Annotated in this window: 14 protein-coding genes; 6 read left to right on the top strand and 8 right to left on the bottom strand. The window is 54.9% G+C overall.

Annotation, left to right across the window (positions count from 1 at the left end):
* Positions 1-42 precede the first annotated feature (42 nt).
* Positions 43-456: a large conductance mechanosensitive channel protein MscL gene (gene mscL / locus ACFQ14_RS12475; RefSeq protein ID WP_377213084.1), complete on the bottom strand. Its 414-nt coding sequence runs from the start codon at positions 454-456 to the stop codon at positions 43-45.
* A gap of 236 nt (positions 457-692) precedes the next feature.
* Between mscL and ACFQ14_RS12470 the strand changes: the two genes are divergently transcribed.
* Complete coding sequence (locus ACFQ14_RS12470; protein ID WP_377213083.1) at positions 693-4,172, top strand: hybrid sensor histidine kinase/response regulator; 3,480 nt, start codon at positions 693-695, stop codon at positions 4,170-4,172.
* 3 nt (positions 4,173-4,175) lie between these two features.
* Here ACFQ14_RS12470 and ACFQ14_RS12465 read toward each other — a convergent pair whose 3' ends face one another.
* Entirely contained in the window at positions 4,176-4,835 is a 660-nt protein-coding gene (locus tag ACFQ14_RS12465; protein ID WP_377213082.1) for a response regulator, read from the bottom strand.
* Between the two features lie 222 nt (positions 4,836-5,057).
* Between ACFQ14_RS12465 and ACFQ14_RS12460 the strand changes: the two genes are divergently transcribed.
* The 4 genes from ACFQ14_RS12460 to ACFQ14_RS12445 all read left to right on the top strand — a co-directional run bounded on the left by ACFQ14_RS12460 (position 5,058) and on the right by ACFQ14_RS12445 (position 8,426).
* Positions 5,058-5,354: a hypothetical protein gene (locus ACFQ14_RS12460; RefSeq protein ID WP_377213081.1), complete on the top strand. Its 297-nt coding sequence runs from the start codon at positions 5,058-5,060 to the stop codon at positions 5,352-5,354.
* Complete coding sequence (locus ACFQ14_RS12455; RefSeq protein ID WP_377213080.1) at positions 5,351-6,898, top strand: hypothetical protein; 1,548 nt, start codon at positions 5,351-5,353, stop codon at positions 6,896-6,898. The genes ACFQ14_RS12460 and ACFQ14_RS12455 overlap by 4 nt, the downstream gene beginning before the upstream one ends.
* A gap of 84 nt (positions 6,899-6,982) precedes the next feature.
* Positions 6,983-7,336 (top strand): DUF952 domain-containing protein, encoded by a 354-nt coding sequence (locus ACFQ14_RS12450; protein WP_377213079.1) that lies wholly within the window; start codon positions 6,983-6,985, stop codon positions 7,334-7,336.
* A gap of 4 nt (positions 7,337-7,340) precedes the next feature.
* Complete coding sequence (locus tag ACFQ14_RS12445) at positions 7,341-8,426, top strand: quinone-dependent dihydroorotate dehydrogenase (protein WP_377213078.1); 1,086 nt, start codon at positions 7,341-7,343, stop codon at positions 8,424-8,426.
* A gap of 2 nt (positions 8,427-8,428) precedes the next feature.
* Here ACFQ14_RS12445 and ACFQ14_RS12440 read toward each other — a convergent pair whose 3' ends face one another.
* The 6 genes from ACFQ14_RS12440 to ACFQ14_RS12415 form a co-directional block, all read right to left on the bottom strand.
* Positions 8,429-9,718, bottom strand: coding sequence for an MATE family efflux transporter (locus ACFQ14_RS12440; RefSeq protein ID WP_377213140.1), 1,290 nt, complete (start codon positions 9,716-9,718; stop codon positions 8,429-8,431).
* Between the two features lie 58 nt (positions 9,719-9,776).
* A complete protein-coding gene (locus ACFQ14_RS12435) occupies positions 9,777-10,055 on the bottom strand; it encodes a DUF6460 domain-containing protein (protein WP_377213077.1) in 279 nt (92 codons plus the stop codon).
* Between the two features lie 71 nt (positions 10,056-10,126).
* Positions 10,127-10,654 (bottom strand): DUF3429 domain-containing protein, encoded by a 528-nt coding sequence (locus ACFQ14_RS12430; protein WP_377213076.1) that lies wholly within the window; start codon positions 10,652-10,654, stop codon positions 10,127-10,129.
* Positions 10,655-10,687: 33 nt separating this feature from the next.
* Positions 10,688-11,452, bottom strand: coding sequence for a TIGR02186 family protein (locus ACFQ14_RS12425; protein ID WP_377213075.1), 765 nt, complete (start codon positions 11,450-11,452; stop codon positions 10,688-10,690).
* A complete protein-coding gene (locus ACFQ14_RS12420; protein WP_377213074.1) occupies positions 11,452-12,381 on the bottom strand; it encodes a sulfite exporter TauE/SafE family protein in 930 nt (309 codons plus the stop codon). The genes ACFQ14_RS12425 and ACFQ14_RS12420 overlap by 1 nt, the downstream gene beginning before the upstream one ends.
* Before the next feature lie 170 nt (positions 12,382-12,551).
* A complete protein-coding gene (locus tag ACFQ14_RS12415) occupies positions 12,552-15,995 on the bottom strand; it encodes a peptidoglycan-binding protein (RefSeq protein ID WP_377213073.1) in 3,444 nt (1,147 codons plus the stop codon).
* 387 nt (positions 15,996-16,382) lie between these two features.
* Here ACFQ14_RS12415 and ACFQ14_RS12410 point away from each other — a divergent pair, with 387 nt between their 5' ends.
* Entirely contained in the window at positions 16,383-16,748 is a 366-nt protein-coding gene (locus ACFQ14_RS12410) for a MerR family transcriptional regulator (RefSeq protein ID WP_377213072.1), read from the top strand.
* Positions 16,749-16,756: the final 8 nt, after the last annotated feature.

Below are 16,756 nucleotides of genomic sequence, written 5' to 3'. Positions count from 1 at the left end.
AGTCGCATTCCGGGGTTTAAAATTGCTTGCGAAGTGCGAGGATTATTTTTTCAGCGCGTCACGAATTTCCGTGAGAAGCTGAATGTCCGCTGGCGGAGCTTCCGGCTCGGCTGGGGCTTCTTCCTCTTTCTTGCGCATGTTGTTCACAGCCTTGACCATCATGAAGATGATGAAAGCGATGATGATGAAATTCACAACCGCGGTGATGAAGCTACCATATGCAAGGACAGCGCCCTGCTCTTTGGCTGCTTCGAGCGTACCAGCGGTCACGTCACCGCTTAGGCCGACAAAGTAGTTGGAAAAGTCGAGGCCGCCGAAAATGGCGCCGATAATGGGCATGATGACGTCACCGACAAGCGATGCGGTGATCGCGGCGAAGGCGGCGCCGATGATGACACCGACCGCAAGGTCCATGACATTGCCTTTGGCAATAAAATCTTTGAATTCATTCAACATATTGGTAGTTCCCTCTGTGATCTGTTTTGGGGTTGGCAACCGTTTTGAGCCCGGCTGCGAAGAGAGCGTATTATATCTCTGGCGTCGCGTTAGCACACTATTTACCCAGCGTTAACCCTGAAGTTGCGCAACTTTGAACAGCGGCTGAAAGACTGCGCTATACAAAATGCGCGCGAATGTGTTGAATTAAAGCGGTAGCGACTTTCGGGAGCGGGTTGCGGGAGGAAAATCGCACTATGAACGCCTGGGGCGTCGCATTTGCGGCCATTGCTTATTTGCTGTTCTTGTTCGTGGTGGCTGCCTTTGGTGATCGCCGCAGGAAGCAATCGCAACCTTCGTCGGGTCGCCCGATTATATATGCGCTTTCGCTGGCGATATATTGCACTTCATGGACATTCTTCGGCTCAGTGGGGTTGGCGGCGACAACGGGGCTGGACTTTCTGGCGATCTATGTTGGCCCCATTCTAGCGGTCACCGTCCTCTACCCACTGTATAGTCATGTCATAAGGGTGGCGAAAGCAGAGCGGCTTACATCCGTGGCAGACTTCATCGCATCGCGCCACGGCAAAAGCTCGGTGGTGGGCGCGGTTGCGGCAATCATCGCGATTGTGGGCACGGTGCCGTATATCGCACTGCAGTTGAAGGCAATTGAGACGTCTGTTGAGACGATGTTGACCGCGCAACCCTTCGTGCTGGCGCAGGGAGCGCCTGTCGATACCGCCTTGTACATTTCCATTTTGTTGGCCCTGTTCACTATCGCATTTGGCACACGCCACGCGGATGCTACCGAACACCAAGACGGCCTGATGTTGGCTGTGGCGACGGAATCTATTGTAAAGCTGTTGGCCTTCTTAGGTGTCGGTCTTTTCGTCGTTTTTCAGGTGTTTGATGGCTTTGGCGATATGGTCGAGGCCATTGGTTCATCCGCCTATGTGAGTGCAAATTTTCAGGCAGGCATAACGCCATCGACCTTTGCCATTTTCACCTTGCTGTCTCTATGCGCCTTCTTTTTGTTGCCGCGGCAGTTTCACGTAGGGGTGGTGGAGCAGCGAACACAGGAAGAGTTGAAAGCTGCCCGCTGGCTGTTTCCACTCTATCTTATCGCGATAAATCTGTTCGTAGTGCCCGTGGCTTTAGCGGGTATGATACAGCTCGGTGACAGCGCCAGCCCGGACATATACGTGCTTGCACTGCCGCTCTCGCAAGGCGCTTCCGCAGTAACACTGCTGGCCTTTATTGGCGGCTTGTCTGCCGCGACCGCGATGGTGATCGTGGCAAGCGTGGCGCTGTCGATCATGCTTTCAAACAACATCGTTTTGCCGCTCATGGTGCGGCTCAATCTTGTTCATTCGGTTGATATGTCCCGCTCGCTACTGAAGATTCGCCGCACGGCAATCTTCGGGATTTTAACGATGGCATACGCCTACGTCGTGATCGCAGGAGACTCCGCCGCATTGGCCGCAATTGGCCTTTTATCGTTTGCTGCTGTCGCTCAGTTCGCGCCATCATTTTTTGGGGGGATGTTGTGGCGCGATGGCAATGGACGCGGGGCGCTGGCGGGCATGATTGGCGGCTTTGCAATGTGGTTCTACACGCTGTTGCTGCCTACTTTGCTGGATCCAAACGCGCCGCTTTTGAGCGCAGGTCCCGGCGGTATTGCATGGTTGCATCCGCAGGCGATGTTCGGTCTGGACATGGCACCGCTGACGCATGGGGTCTTGATCAGCCTTCTGATGAATTGTCTGCTCTATTACGTATTTTCCAAAAGCCGCGCCGCACGGCCGTTGGAACGAATGCAGGCCAACACGTTTTGGTATTTTGATAATCGCGCCAGTGGCATATTTTCAAACTTCAATGATACGGTGACCGTTGGCGAGTTGCGCCAGAAAGTCTCCAGCTACATTGGCCAAGAGCGCGCCTATCGCGCGTTCAGCAGCTTTTTCGATGGCGAATTGCGTGTGCAAGAGCGCCACACAATCGCCGATGAAAAGACAATGCGCTTTGCCGAACAATTGCTGGCAAGTGCCATCGGGGCGGCGTCCGCACGGTTGGTTATGTCGCTCATGCTGCGCCAGCAGGGGCAGACGAACGCCATCGATGCGCGACTGCTTGATGATGCCTCGGAAGCGCTTTTGGAGAATCAGGGCATCCTGCAAACCGCTATCAACCAAGTAGAGCAAGGCATATCGGTGTTTGATGAGGATTTCCGTCTGTCGAGCTGGAATTCCCAATTTCGCCGTCTGCTGGACCTGCCTGCCGACCTCGGACAAGCCGGAACCAAGCTTTCGACAATAGCAGAGGCCGTGGCCGAACGCTGCACATGGGAAGGCGACAGCGTCTCCGATTTCACGCGCCAACTGCTGGACCAAAGCGAACCATGGCAGGTGCGGCTTTTGGCAACCGGGCGTATCGTGGAAATCCATGCCAATGCACTGCCCATCGGCGGCCATGTTGTCTCGTGGCATGATGTGACAGACCGAGTGCAGGCGGCGCAGGCGTTGCAATTGTCGAATGAAACTCTGGAGCGACGGGTTGAGGAGCGAACCCAAGAACTTACCCAGTTGAATGCTGAATTGGCCGCTGCCCGCGAGGCAGCAGAAACCGCAAATATCGGTAAGACCCGGTTTCTGGCTGCAGTTGGTCATGATGTTCTGCAACCGCTCAACGCGGCAAGGCTTTATGCATCCAGCCTTGCAGAGAGACTGGCCGAGGAACCAACGCGGCAATTGGCCGAGAAAGTCGATCACTCATTGGAATCAGTCGAAGAGATTTTGGGGGCAGTGCTGGCGATTTCGCGTCTGGATGCCGGCGCTTTAAAACCCAACCGCAGCGATTTCGCGCTATCGGACTTGTTCAAGCGGCTAGACGTCGAGTTTCGACCCTCAGCTGAGGCCAAAGGCTTGTCGCTGGACGTGCGGGATAACGGATTTGCCGTTCACAGCGACCCGGCACTGCTTCACAGACTGCTGCAGAATTTGGTTTCCAACGCGATCAAATACAGCAACAGCGGCAGCGTCACCGTTGATGCGCGCCTCGCAGGCAAAGATCTTGAAATTGAAGTAATCGACACTGGAACCGGCATTAGAAGCAAAGATCAAAAGGTAGTTTTTGAAGAGTTCCGACGATTGGACGAAGCGCGTCACACCGAGGAAGGATTGGGACTTGGTCTCTCCATCGTTAGGCGCATTGCGGATACTTTAGGACACAACATCTCGCTCTCATCGCGCATGAAACGCGGCACAAAATTTACTGTAACAGTGCCGGTCGCGATTGGCGTGGTGGCAAAGTCGCAACAGCAAGGAGCCGCTCCGACACCTTCAATGCCTTTGAGCGGATTGCGTGTGGCCTGTATCGACAACGAGCCCCGTATTCTGGACGGCATGCAGCATCTGTTGAGCGGGTGGGGCTGCGAGGTGTCATGCTTTGGTAAGTCCGTTGATCTGCTTACTGCTTTGGGGGACGCCACCCCAGATGTTCTCATCGCGGACTATCATCTAGACGGCGACACGGGCTTGGATGTGATTGAAGCTGTGCGTTCAACAGGGGAGCGCAGCATTGCCTGCATCTTACTCACCGCCGATCGCAGTACGGCCGTTCGACGGATGGCGGATGCGGCAGACATTGTGATGCTTACGAAACCTGTGAAGCCTGCCGCGCTTAGATCGTTGCTCACGCAATATCACAACGCACGTAGCATCGCGGAGGCGGCGGAATAAACTCTAAGCGAGTGAAAGTGGATCGGCACCGAGGCGCGACAGGCGAATGACGGCTTGGGTGCGGCTGTCGACGTTCATCTTTTGTAGAACAGCTGAAACATGTGCTTTGATGGTCGCCTCGGAAACGTCGAGTTCATAGGCAATCTGCTTGTTCAGCAGACCTTGCGAGATCATCGACAAAACGCGCTTTTGCTGCGGTGTCAAAGTGGTGACACGCTTCAAAATATCCTCGATTTCCGGATCGCTTTCGCTGACACCGGCACTGTTTTCGGGCTGCCAAGTATCGCCGCGCAAAACCGCTTCGATGGCGACGCGAATTGTGTCAATCGACGAAGATTTCGGCACAAAGCCCGCTGCGCCCAGCGCCATAGCGCGACTAACAGTGGATGGGTCGTCGCTGGCAGAGACGATCATTACAGGGAGATCTGGGTGTTCAGCCTGCAGCGTTAGAAGGCCGGAAAATCCGCTAACGCCCGGCATAGCGAGATCAAGCAAAACGAGATCAATATCATGGTGCTCGCCGATTGCTGATTGCAACTCGCCAAACCCACCAGCCTCAATGATATCAATAGAACCGTCGTCACTGCCAAGAGCCTGCGCCATTGCGCCCCTGAAAAGCGGATGATCGTCAACGATAATGATTTTGGTAGTTGCAGTGTCCACTTTTGTTCTCCCTGACGAAACAACCCCCTTTGTTTCGCTGTTTGATATCCTATACAAATGTGGAAATCAGGCAAACCACCTGAACGGTGCCTTTGCACCATCTTTATAGTGGCAATTGGTTTGCCTTTTGTCTGGTTTTTGGGTCAATGTCTGGACCGAACGTCCACTGACTGAATGCCGTTTCAACATGCCGCTTGCGGCATGAACTTGCCGGATGGAGTGATGGCCCGCTTGTTTTCTTTTCATATTCCGCGTTGGACCCACCTGACCTGGCGGCAACAATCGCTGGCGATCGCTTGTGGAGCTACGTTTATCGGGCTGACCATATCGGCGGGCGTGGTGGGCATCTCTCAGTTTGAAAATGAACAATTGCGGATTTGGCTTAGCCTTACGCTTGCGCCGTTCATCTTTGTCGTAATGCTGGGAATTGTAGCGCGTTTGCAGCAGCGGATCGATCTGCGCGCCGGCCGCAACGCAACCCTGCCGCCCGATCAAAACAGCGAGTTGCGGCGGCCATGAGTTCGCTCAACCTTAAGGACGCAAAAGCGCACCCGCTGGACAATGACCAGATTTCCACCGCGCTTTGGATTGCCGCTGCATCCTTCATATCCGGCCTTGTCATTCTCGCCCTTCTCGGTCGTCTCGGGTTGCCGGTATTCCTCACGTATGCGGGTGCTTTGCTGTTGTTCAATATTGCTATCGCTGTTCTGGCATGGCGCGGGCGAACGATGACAGGACGATCGTTTTTCTTTGCTGATAAAATGGGTTCGTCGGCCACTACAGGTTTCGGCGGCGGCGCAGACTTTGCTGGTGGTGCGGTGCTGCTGGTTTTTGCTTCGCTCACCACACAAGGCCAAGCGCTTTGGCTGATGGCCGTGTTTTTGGGCATGACCCTGATGAGCGTTTTCTTTGCCCACAGTTTGTATCGCGAGACCGTATCAACTGTGACCGGCTATTTCGCCATCCGATATCCTGGGCAAGGCGCGGGGATGGCTTCGGTGCCGGTTGTGTTGGCAATGTTGCTGTTGTTAGCCATTGCCGAATTTGGGGTTTCGTTAGCCGTGTTGGAACGTTTGGCTGTGGACAATTCCAACACGGGCGGCTGGATGATTTTGGGTCTTGCGGTTCTGCCAGCGCTTGTCGGCGGTTGGTTTTCAATTCTACTCGTCAATGCGGTTCTGGCGTTATGGACGGTTATTTGCGTGCTGATTCCAACTTTTTTCATCGCTCTGCTACCGGGCGTCTTATCATCGGATGATGCGAGCCTCATTGCCGGGTCGGAATTGACACCTTTGCCACCGTTGACGGGGCTGAGTTTTCAGGACAGCGGCGGATGGGCTGCGTATTTAAGTGTATGCGTTCTGGCCGCTGGTTTTTCGGTGTTGCCGCAGAGTTTTTCGCGCATGGCGACCGTCAAAAGACCGGCAGCAACGATGGAGCATATCGGCTGGGCCGCGTTGTTCGTGTTTGTGGTGGTGGCCGTTTCCGGACTTTCAATTGCGCTGATTATGGAAGGCGCGGACGAGCAACGCGCGGGATTGCTATCAAACAATCCGATGCTGCATGTGCTGCCCTACCTGGCTTTGCTGTTCATCGCTTTCAACGCCCTTTCGACGACAATTCTTGCGTTCTCTTCCGCCGCGGTTCGAAGCTTTCGCAGGTCGAGGCGTGAAGATCCCGGCGAGCGTAGCATGTTCGGCACGCGGCTTCTTTGTGTGCTGGTGGCCGTTGGTATTGGGCTTTCCTTAAACGGAACGAGCGTTCCTATATGGGAAGCGTTGCGCAGTGCGCTTCTGCTTGGAGCTGGTGGATTGTTTGTGCCGCTGTTGGCGACGACACAGACGCGACGGCTTCCAGCTTGGGCTGTTGGTTTGTCGATTTTGATCGGCACATCGGTAACCGCTTATGGCATGATCGCTCCTTACGTGAACTCGCTGCCCGTGCTTATCTCTTCACCCTACATATCGGCTATGGTCTCAATTGTGTTGAGCGCACTCATCGTGCTGGCGGGTCATGGCAGTGTCAGGATGGGCAATAGTAGGGCTACAGCACAATCAGCATAACATGCCGTTTGTGCCACATTGGCTTAGGCTGCGAAGGTATGGCAGGGCATCGTAAACAACGTCAGCCTTCAGGAATTTCCGCTTATGATCACCCCCCGATTGATCTATAAAATCACACCCCGCGCAGACTGGCAGGCAGCGGAAGCCGAGGGGGTTTTTGAAGGCGCACCAATTGATCTTGCTGATGGCTACATTCATTTCTCCACAGCAGGACAGGTGGCAGAAACGGCGGCAAAGCATTTCTCGGGCCAAGATGACCTGCTTCTGGCAGCCATTTCAGTCGAAGCTCTGGGCAAGGGTTTGAAGTGGGAGGAGTCGCGCGGCGGCGCGTTGTTCCCCCACCTTTATGCCACGCTTTCGATGGAAGCTGTTGCATGGACCAGGCCTATGCCACTTGGCAGCGACGGCGTTCATTCACTGCCCGATTTGGAGATCTGATATTATGGGTTTGTTTTTCGATGGCATCGGCCGTAACGCATTGTTTGCTCTTGATGCGGAGACAGCCCACGGCATTTCGATCAAGGCGCTGAAATCCGGGCTCCACCCCCGCTACAACAATGCCAGACATGCAGGTTTGAGAACTGAAATAGCGGGTCTCGACTTCCCCAATCCACTTGGCATGGCTGCAGGATATGACAAGGGTGCTGATGTTCCCGATGCGTTGCTGAGCATGGGTTTCGGCCACGCAGAGATCGGCACGGTGACGCCACGCCCCCAACCGGGCAATCCAAGGCCGCGGGTGTTTCGCGCTATGGCAGAGCGTGGCGTCATTAACCGGCTTGGTTTCAACAGCGAAGGGCACGAGAAAGTTGCCGCTCGGCTTCGGGCACGCGCCGAGCGCCGTTCGCATGGCATCGTTGGCGTCAATCTTGGAGCAAACAAAGACAGCGAAGATTTCGCTGCGGATTATGTGAAGGGAATAGCAGCCTTCGCTGGCTTGGCATCCTATTTCACGATCAACATTTCATCACCCAACACTCCAGGTCTGCGAGCATTGCAAGGTGCTGATCCACTCAGCGATCTGCTGAGCCGCGTGAGTGCGGCGCGAGCAGCTTTGCAAGTCGGTGTGCCCTTATTCTTGAAGATCGCGCCCGACTTGGACGAGGGTGAGATGGACGCAATCGCGGCAGCATTGCAGGCCAGCGATTTTGATGCGTTGATCGTTTCCAACACGACACTTTCGCGCAAAGGCTTGAAGCCGACACCGTTGGCTTCGGAAGCTGGCGGCCTTTCCGGTGCCCCGCTGTTTGAGCGATCAACGACCGTGCTGGCGCGTATGGCGCAACGGCTTGGCGGTTCAATGCCGCTCATCGGTGTTGGTGGCGTGCACAATGCGCAGACCGCTATGGCAAAGATAGAAGCGGGGGCGGCGCTGGTGCAGCTTTATTCTGGCATGGTTTATGAAGGCCCATCCCTGCCCCGCGAAATCTGCGAGGGCATGCAGAAAAGGCTTAGGAAAATTGGACAAAGCCTCGAAGAACTGCGCGGCAGCAAGATAGAGGAATGGGCAGCCAAGCCGCTTGAGTGAACCTAAATCAAAAACGCTCTGCGCCGATGGGCTGGTAGGGCCGCTGAAAGCGTAATGCCGCGAACGCCAAGGAACGTGAGCAGGGCCAACCACAGGCCATGATTTCCCAGCGTTGATTGTGTCAGATACCAAACGATCATGAACGCGGCGATCGACAAAAGCATCATGTTCCGCATGGTCGCAGACCACGTAGCGCCAATGTAAATGCCGTCCATCTGGAACGCTAAAACGCCGACAATCGGTGTGAGTGCAGCCCACAAAAGATAGACCCGCGCTTCAGATCGCACGTCCGGCAGCACCGTCAGCAGGTCAATCAACCACGGGCCAACAGCATAGGCGATAACCGTTCCGGCCGTGCCCAAAAGCAGCCCCCAATAGAGCGTTAGGCGCACCGATTTATCAAAGGCGGGGCGATAGTTCGCACCGATTGCCCGGCCGACGAACTGTTCTGCCGCCATTGCAAATCCGTCGAGCAGATATCCGGCAACCAGAAAGAAGTTCATTAATATCGCGTTGGCCGCCAGCGTCGTTTCACCAAACAGGGCGCCTTGCGCGGTGAAATAGGCGAAGGTGAACACCAGCACGAAAGAGCGGATCATGATATCACGATTGACTGCGAAAAGACGCATCAGCGCCGGACGGTTGAACACGCGCCTCCAATCGACTGCACCGCCCAATCGGGCGCGAGCGAAAAACAGGAGAAGTCCCAAAACAGTCGCAACGCCTTCGGCAATAACCGTGGCCCAAGCAACCCCCTCCAAACCCCAGCCAAAGGAGATGCCCAGAATGAATGAAAGCGCGATGTTGGTGCCGTTCAGCACAGTTTGCAGCAGAAGCCCCATGCCTGCGCGGGATTGGCCGAGCAACCAACCGAGGACGGAATAGTTCAGCAGCGTCAGCGGCGCGGCCAAAACGCGGATCATGAAGTAACTCGTCACCGCCGCGACTACCGCCGGTGTGAGCGTCATCAGCGACAGGCTGATCTGTAAAATTAGCGGAGCCAACGCCAACACCAGCGCTCCGCCCAAGACCGAAATGATGAGCGCGCGGATGGCGATGATGCGTTGTTGCTCTTCGTCGCCCGCTCCCATTGCCTGCGCAACAAGGCCAGTGGTTGCCGCTCGAAGGAAGTTGAACATCGTGAAGATGGTATCGAACAATACAGCCCCGACCGCCAAACCTCCGATCAACGCAGCATCGCCCAATTGACCGACCACACCTGTGTCCACCAGGCCGAGCAAAGGCGTGGTGATGTAGGCCAGCGTCATTGGAATGGCGATGGAAAAGACCATCGCATTGGTGACTTCAAAAGGGCGGACGGGCTTTGATTCGTCGACGCTCACCAGGCTTTCAATCGCGTGAGCCGGAGCGGAAATTCAGCAAGCGGATAATGAAGAAAGCCGGCACGACGACAGCCGCACCCAGCAGGAGATATTCCAGCGAATTGGCAAAAACCTGAAAGCCCAACTCCCACAAATTACGGAAGAAGTTGACGATACCGTTGAAAATATCACGTGGTCGCCAACCAACGAAGTTCATCACAAAGCCGACGATCAGCGATAAAACGATGAGCTTCACCGCAACGCGCGTGGGAGTATCTCCCAAAAATCGGGTAACGGGGTTGCTCATGATTTGGTCTCCGAGGTGTCTGGCGAACACTTAGGCTTGCGTGGCGAGGCGATCAAGCAATTGGTTTGGCTTTAAACTGTGCCGAAAAATGCGATCACCATGCAAGCGACCACGATAGCGGTGATCGTCATGCGCAGTTTTGCAAACCACAAGCCGAACACGCCATTTTGTGCAGCAAACGAATCCCAAGCTCCCTGCGCCGCAAAGCCCAGTGCAAGTATTCCATAGACATAAGGCACAGGCAGAAAAATCGCGAACCAGCCGACGAGCGAGGGGATGACTGCCAACACGAACACGTTGCGTCCCGTTTCCGGGTCTTGGCTGCGCATGGCGAGGCCCCAACGAATGCCGCCGAGGAAAGACAGAATAACTGCGCCGTACGTCTTCAGAGCATCTTGTGCCAACCCATGAAGCGGGTGAATTTTTTCCAACCCGAATACAGCAAAGGACAAAGCGAGAAAGGGGATGGCACCTGCAAGCGAGAGCAACCATGCCGTGCGGCGGGTTAATGCAGCGTCGGTCAGGCGTTTGTGCTGCTTCTCCAGCGACGGCGCGCTGAGCGAAGTTTTGGCGGGTTCTAGCGGATCGGTCTGGGACAAGGATGCAGTCTCCGGCGCGAAGATAGTCTCGCGTCAGTCCTTACGGAAAACAACGCTTGCAAGCCAGCCCGTGAAGATAGCAACAAGAACGGCGATGATGCCGTAAAGCAGGCCGTTCTTGTAAGCCAGATTATACATGAATTGCTCAAACCCAATCTTGCGAACTTCCAGTCTTGCAGCCTCGCGGGCAATCACTTCCCCATTTTTAAAAAGCCAGACACGGGCAGTGTGCCTTCCAATCGGAACATTGGCGGGGACGGATAGCTTGGCGCGAAAGAGAGTTGGGCTGAGGAACTTCACGCCGTCCGTTCGTTTCAACGACAGCTCTTGCGAGGCTTTCAAGCGATTGAGGGATTCGCGAAAGGTCTGAATTTCTGAATCCGCAATAAGCGTCGCACCTGTTTCAAACTTGAGATACTCAAAACCGATACGGTTTTTGGAAAGCACCGGTGGCTCGGCTATCTCGATCAGTTTTCGGTTGCTGGCCATTGAATAAAAGGACGGCACGCGGATGAACGGCAACGATGCACCGTTCATCCAAATCCCAGCACGCCTTTGTTTGCGCCGCACCACGATATCGGCGTCGGGACCAACCAAAGCGACCACTAGATCGTACTGCGCGAGAGTCAGCGCTTCCGGGTCGCCGCCTTCGATGGAGCCAAACACCACAACGCTGTCGCCATCAAAGCTAGACGTGATTGCCACGGATTCGTTGGAAAGTCCGATTTGCAATTGTGTTGCTTGGGCAGCGCCGAGGGCGATGCAAAATGTTGCGAATATGGTCGACAGAAACCGCATCAGTGCGCCACCGCTGTTCCGATGGAAAACAGTTCCGACGGGGTCGCGACCAAATCCCAGCCGAGGCGAATGCAGACTGCCAAGACGATGAGGCCCAGTAGTGCGCGCAATTGTTCGCCCTTCAGTTTCTGCCCCGCCTGCGCACCGAATTGGGCGCCGATAACGCCACCCACCATCAAAATGAACGCCAGAACCACATCAACCGTTTGGTTGGTCGCAGATTGTGCAATGGTCGTGAACATCGTCACAAACATGATCTGAAACAACGAGGTCCCGATCACCACATTAGTGGGAACACGCAGCAGGTAGATCATCGCAGGAACCATAATGAAGCCGCCGCCAACGCCCATGATGGATGCAAGAATGCCCACAAGGAAGCCAAGGCCCAAAACAGGGATGACGCTTAAATAGAGCTGTGAGCGTTCAAAGCGCATCTTGAAGGGCATGTTCGCGATCCAACCCTGTTGAGGCGGGCGCGGGGCCGGTGCAGCGTCAGAAGGCAACATTCGGGCCTTGCGGATTGCGTTCAGGCTTTCGATCACCATCAGCGAGCCGATGGTTCCCAGAAATCCGACATACAGAATCGAGATAATGAAATCGAGCTGACCTGACGAGCGCAAAGCGGAGAACAGCACGACGCCGACCATCGAACCTGCAACGCCGCCAATAAGCAGCATTATGCCCAGCTTAATGTCGAGCGAACCCCGCCTTAAGTGGGCGAGAGCACCGGAAAATGATGAAGCGACGATTTGGTTGGCCTCTGTCGCAACCGCAACAGCGGGGGGAATTTGGTAGAAGATCAGAAGCGGCGTCATTAGAAAACCGCCGCCGACGCCAAACATGCCTGACAGGAAACCCACGCCTGCACCCATGCCGAAAAGCACGAAGACATTCACCGACATTTCGGCAATTGGCAGGTAGATATTCACGACCAGCAGATCCAGACACATCGGGCGCTAAAACCCGATAAACCAAAGGTGAAGGGTCAATGCGCCCACGACACCAACTTGTCAAATCTGCTGAACTGCGAACACAAAAACGGCCCTCAAAAGGGCCGTATCTGGACCCATGACGAGGCCACGTTTGTGGAAATCTGGCGTTAGCCTTTCACGCCCAGAGCAGCAACGAGCGGACGATCAACCTTGCCAGTGATGGGCAGCCCCGCAGCGCGCTGGAATTCCATGATCGCACGTTTGGTTTTTGGTCCGATCAAGCCGTCAGGTTCACCAACCTTAAAGCCGCGCTCATTGAGCGAGATCTGCGTCTTCTTGATCAGCATTTCGATTGAATTTGAAGAGGACTTGCTCGCGCCGCGCCATTCTTGCGGAACAGCAACGCGGTTTGTGGCATCGTCAGGCTTGGAGCCTTTCCAGTTTGCAACCACTTCTTTCATTTGGGCCAAGTCGGCGCTGTCCATCGCCTTTGCAACTTCGTCGCGTTTGCTGGCAGCATCAGCATCACCCGTCTTGGCGGCGATACCGAACCACTTGTAGCTTTCCGACAGGTTCTGCGGAACGCCCATGCCTTGTCCGTATAGGATTCCGAGATTGAACTGGCTGTCTTTAATGCCAAATTCTGCCGCTTTCTTGAACCAATTGACGGCGACTTCCATGTTGGCCTCGTTGCCGCCAACACCCATTGCGTTGATAACAGCCAGATTGTGCATGGCGCGGGCATTGCCCTGGTCAGCAGCAAGCGCATACCATTGCGCGGCTTTCTCGATGTTCTTTTCTACGCCGATGCCTTTTTCATAGAGTGATCCGACAGAATATTGTGCGGGCGCGAAACCTGCTTCTGCGGCGCGTTCAAACCAAATAGCGGATTGAGAAAGATCGCGTGGAACGATCTTGCCGTCGCTGTAGCGCATAGCGAGTTCGAACAGCGCCTTTGGATCGCCCTGACGAGCGGCGGCAACAAATGGCTCAGGACCGACGTTGTCTGCAACGTCAGCAAATTTCATCGTCTCTTCAGTTTGCTGGCCTGCAGTTTCGTCCGCTTCAGCGACCGAGGCTACCGTTTCGTCTTCGACGGCTGGTTGCTCGGTTTCCAGTGTTGCGCTGTCCACTTCATTCGGGGTGGTCTCAGGCACTTGCTCTGAGACTTGCTCGGATGTCTCGGCCGGCACGGCTTCTGGCGGCGAGAGTGCCGAAGGTTGGTCGCTGGATTCTGCATTTGCAGGCGCTTCGGCAACTGTCTGCGGTTCATCGGCAACTTCGTTTTCTGCTGCAGCTTCTTCTTGAACTGCATCTTCCACCAATGTCTGCTCAACAACGGGCGCGCTGACATTGGCGACTTCGGAATCGCCTTCGACAGTGAGTGCCTTGTAGCCGGTAGAAGCGGCGATCAACAAAATTGCTGCTGCGGCGGCTACGATCAACGGTTTGCGAATGTTGAGGGTACTAAGACGTGCAAGCAACGAAGACTTGCGTTGATCGTCGGTCAGTCCTTCGACGTTTCCTTCGGCTTCACTGCGTGCAGCGTTCATTTCATCAGTAGTAGCCTGCAAAGCCCGCCGTGCAGCGCCGATTGGGTCCGGCTTAATGTTGTCTGCTCCAGAACCGTAGGAAGCCTTGGCGGAATTGTAGGAAGCCTTGGCAACATCAAGTTTAGCGGCAGCGCGTTCGACCATGTCGTTGAGATCATCGCTTCCGATCCCATCGGGCAAAGCGGAAGATTGGCGCGCTTCCGGCTCTATCGGCATATGCTCGTTGGAATCAAAGCCCATGGTGTTGTCGAGATCGTTGGTCGGATCCAGCGACGGAGCGGCGACAGCAGCAGTACTCGTGGGCTGTGGCACCACCGGCGCGAACTCATATGAATGCGCAGGGGAATGCGCTGGCTCAACCTGCGCCTCGTGGCGGACAGCTTGTGCTGCCGATACCGCAGCAGTGGCGCCCTGGGCCATTTGCGGCTCTGGGTCGTATTGCGGAGCACGCGGCATGGCAAGCGGGCCGGTATGGTTTAGCTGTGCGTCGGCTTTGCTGGTCGCCAGCGTGTTTTCGATCTGGCCCAAACGATCGGCAATGCTGCCGAGCATGTCACGCATATCGTCAAACGACTGAGTGTTGTCAGGAGCGGCCTGCGAAATCGTTTGCAGCGCCCGCAGCTCTTGCGAAAGAGCGGCAATCGCCTGACCTTGATCACTGTTGGCACCGAGCATGGAGACAGCCTGTTGGGCGGCCTGCTGCGCAGCTTCGACAGAAAATTGCGTTGATGTATCCAGCTTGCTTTCAAGCTGACCGAGGCGCGCCTCTACCGGTGTGAAATCGACGATTGCCGTTTCGGTTTGCTTGTTCATCTGGCGCAGAATTTTGCCAACTTGGGCTTCGAGATTGGAAAGCTGTGCGGCCGATGAGTTGACCTGCGATGCCTCATCCAAACGTGCCGTCAGTTGAGCTAGCTGCGCTTCCAAAGCAGACGTGTCCGGGCCGGCGAAAAGCGCAGAAGCCGCACCAATATCGCCATTTTCAGCATATTTCTCGAAAGAACCAAGACGGTCTGTAAGAGTTTCAATTCGATTTGCGAGTTCAGCAATTTGGGCGCTTTCAAGCGGCGTGGAACCATTATGGGCCAATGCCTGAACAGCTTGATCCAAACCATCAAAACGCTCTTCAAGGCGACGCATGGCTTCCGGATCTTCGTGACCCCGCGCCGACATATTTGAAACCGCAACCAGGGCACGGGCGATTTCATCAAGGCGTTTTTCAACGCTCGACATGTCTTGGCCGGGGGCAGCTTGCGTGATTTGGTCTATTTGGTCTGCGATCGTGTTCAAGCGCTTTTCCATGCTGGTAATGGAAAGCGTTTGCGGAAGGTCTTCGATTGAAACCCGCATATTGTCGATCTGTGCGGACAGATCATCAACGCGCGGCATAACGGCGTTTGATGAATTAACGGCCAAAGTTTCAACGCCTTCGGCAAGCGTGTCGAGGCGTTCGTTTATTTGCTTGGTCGTGCGCATTTCGCGCTGCATATCTTCATGGATACGCGCTCGCAGGCTTTCCAATTCATTGCTGAAGCGGTCAACCACATCATCGTTGTTGGGCGTGGGGTTCATACCGGAAAGTGAGCGAGCAATGCGCTGAATTTCATCCTGACCAATCTTCGACTGAACGGTCACCGGCTTGGCGACATCTTTTTTCAAAGTCGCAATCTCAGCCTTCAAAACATCAAACTGACGTGAGATCACCTCGAGCGCCTGATCTTGCTGAAGGGCCAATGCTGCGATGTCGTTGGCAGTCGGTGATTGCGGTTGCGGTGGTTTGACTTGGACACGCGGAGCGATAGGAATGGCTCTCGCAACGGGACGCGTTGGCGTGGCAGCCTTTGGCGCGGGCGCTGCCGTGACCTGTTTGGAAAGCCGGTTTAACTGCTGCTGCATATCGCGCAATTCTTCGCTAGAAATTGAACCGCCTGCATTGTTGGCAATACGCTGCTCGATTTCTTCGATAGCCGACCGCAATTTTGCGATCCGTGCTGACTCGGAACCTTTATTGGTGTTGGTGGGTCCGTCATTTGAGTGACCCGGAAAAGCTTCACGCATTATCAATCTCGCCTTTTTGGTCGACTTCTTCCGGTCGACGCCCACAACATCCAGCCCCGCGCCAAACATCAGAATCGGGGTGCCCGCACGAGCGGGCTTAATCGCGCCCACTTTCAGCGGTTATGGTAAACAGTGCGTTAATGATTGGCATTTGAGTTAAATTGCCATTGGAAATCACATAGCCCTGCAAGGCTGAATCACCGTAGCGCTTGACTTGACCTATTGGTAAGGCCAAAAAATTAATTGTGTTATTTCAGTTGAGTGGATGCATCCAAGTGCCGGATGTGTGCGAAATGATACAAGCGACTACCTTGTGGGCGGATAAGTTAGAGCAGCGAAACGCAATTATGCGGTGCACAGAACGTTCGATGCGAGGGATGGGCCAAAGTGAGCAGATTTTACAAAATCGGAGATCTGGCCAAGGAATTCGGAGTCACGCTCCGAACTCTTCGGTTCTATGAAGACAAGGGCCTCATACAGCCTTCGCGTTCCGGCACGACGCGGCTTTACAGCCCAAATGACCGCGAAAAACTGCGCGTCGCCCTTTTTTGCAAGCGAATTGGACTATCGCTGACAGAAATTGGCGATGTTCTTGCGCTGCACGAATCATCTGCGGATGACGTGCCAGAGAAAATACGTTTAATATACGCAGATCGCTTGAAAGCGCTGGAAGACCAGCGCATTGAAACTGAGCGCACGATTGCCGACCTCCAAAACAAAATCGAATCGTTGAGCGGCAAAGCCAAGCATTGAAATTGAAG

Origin of the sequence: Pseudahrensia aquimaris (assembly GCF_042676045.1) — a bacterium.
GTDB lineage: Bacteria > Pseudomonadota > Alphaproteobacteria > Rhizobiales > Rhizobiaceae > Pseudahrensia > Pseudahrensia aquimaris.
Note: the sequence above shows the minus strand (reverse complement) of the source record. Positions and strands in the feature narration are given on the sequence as shown.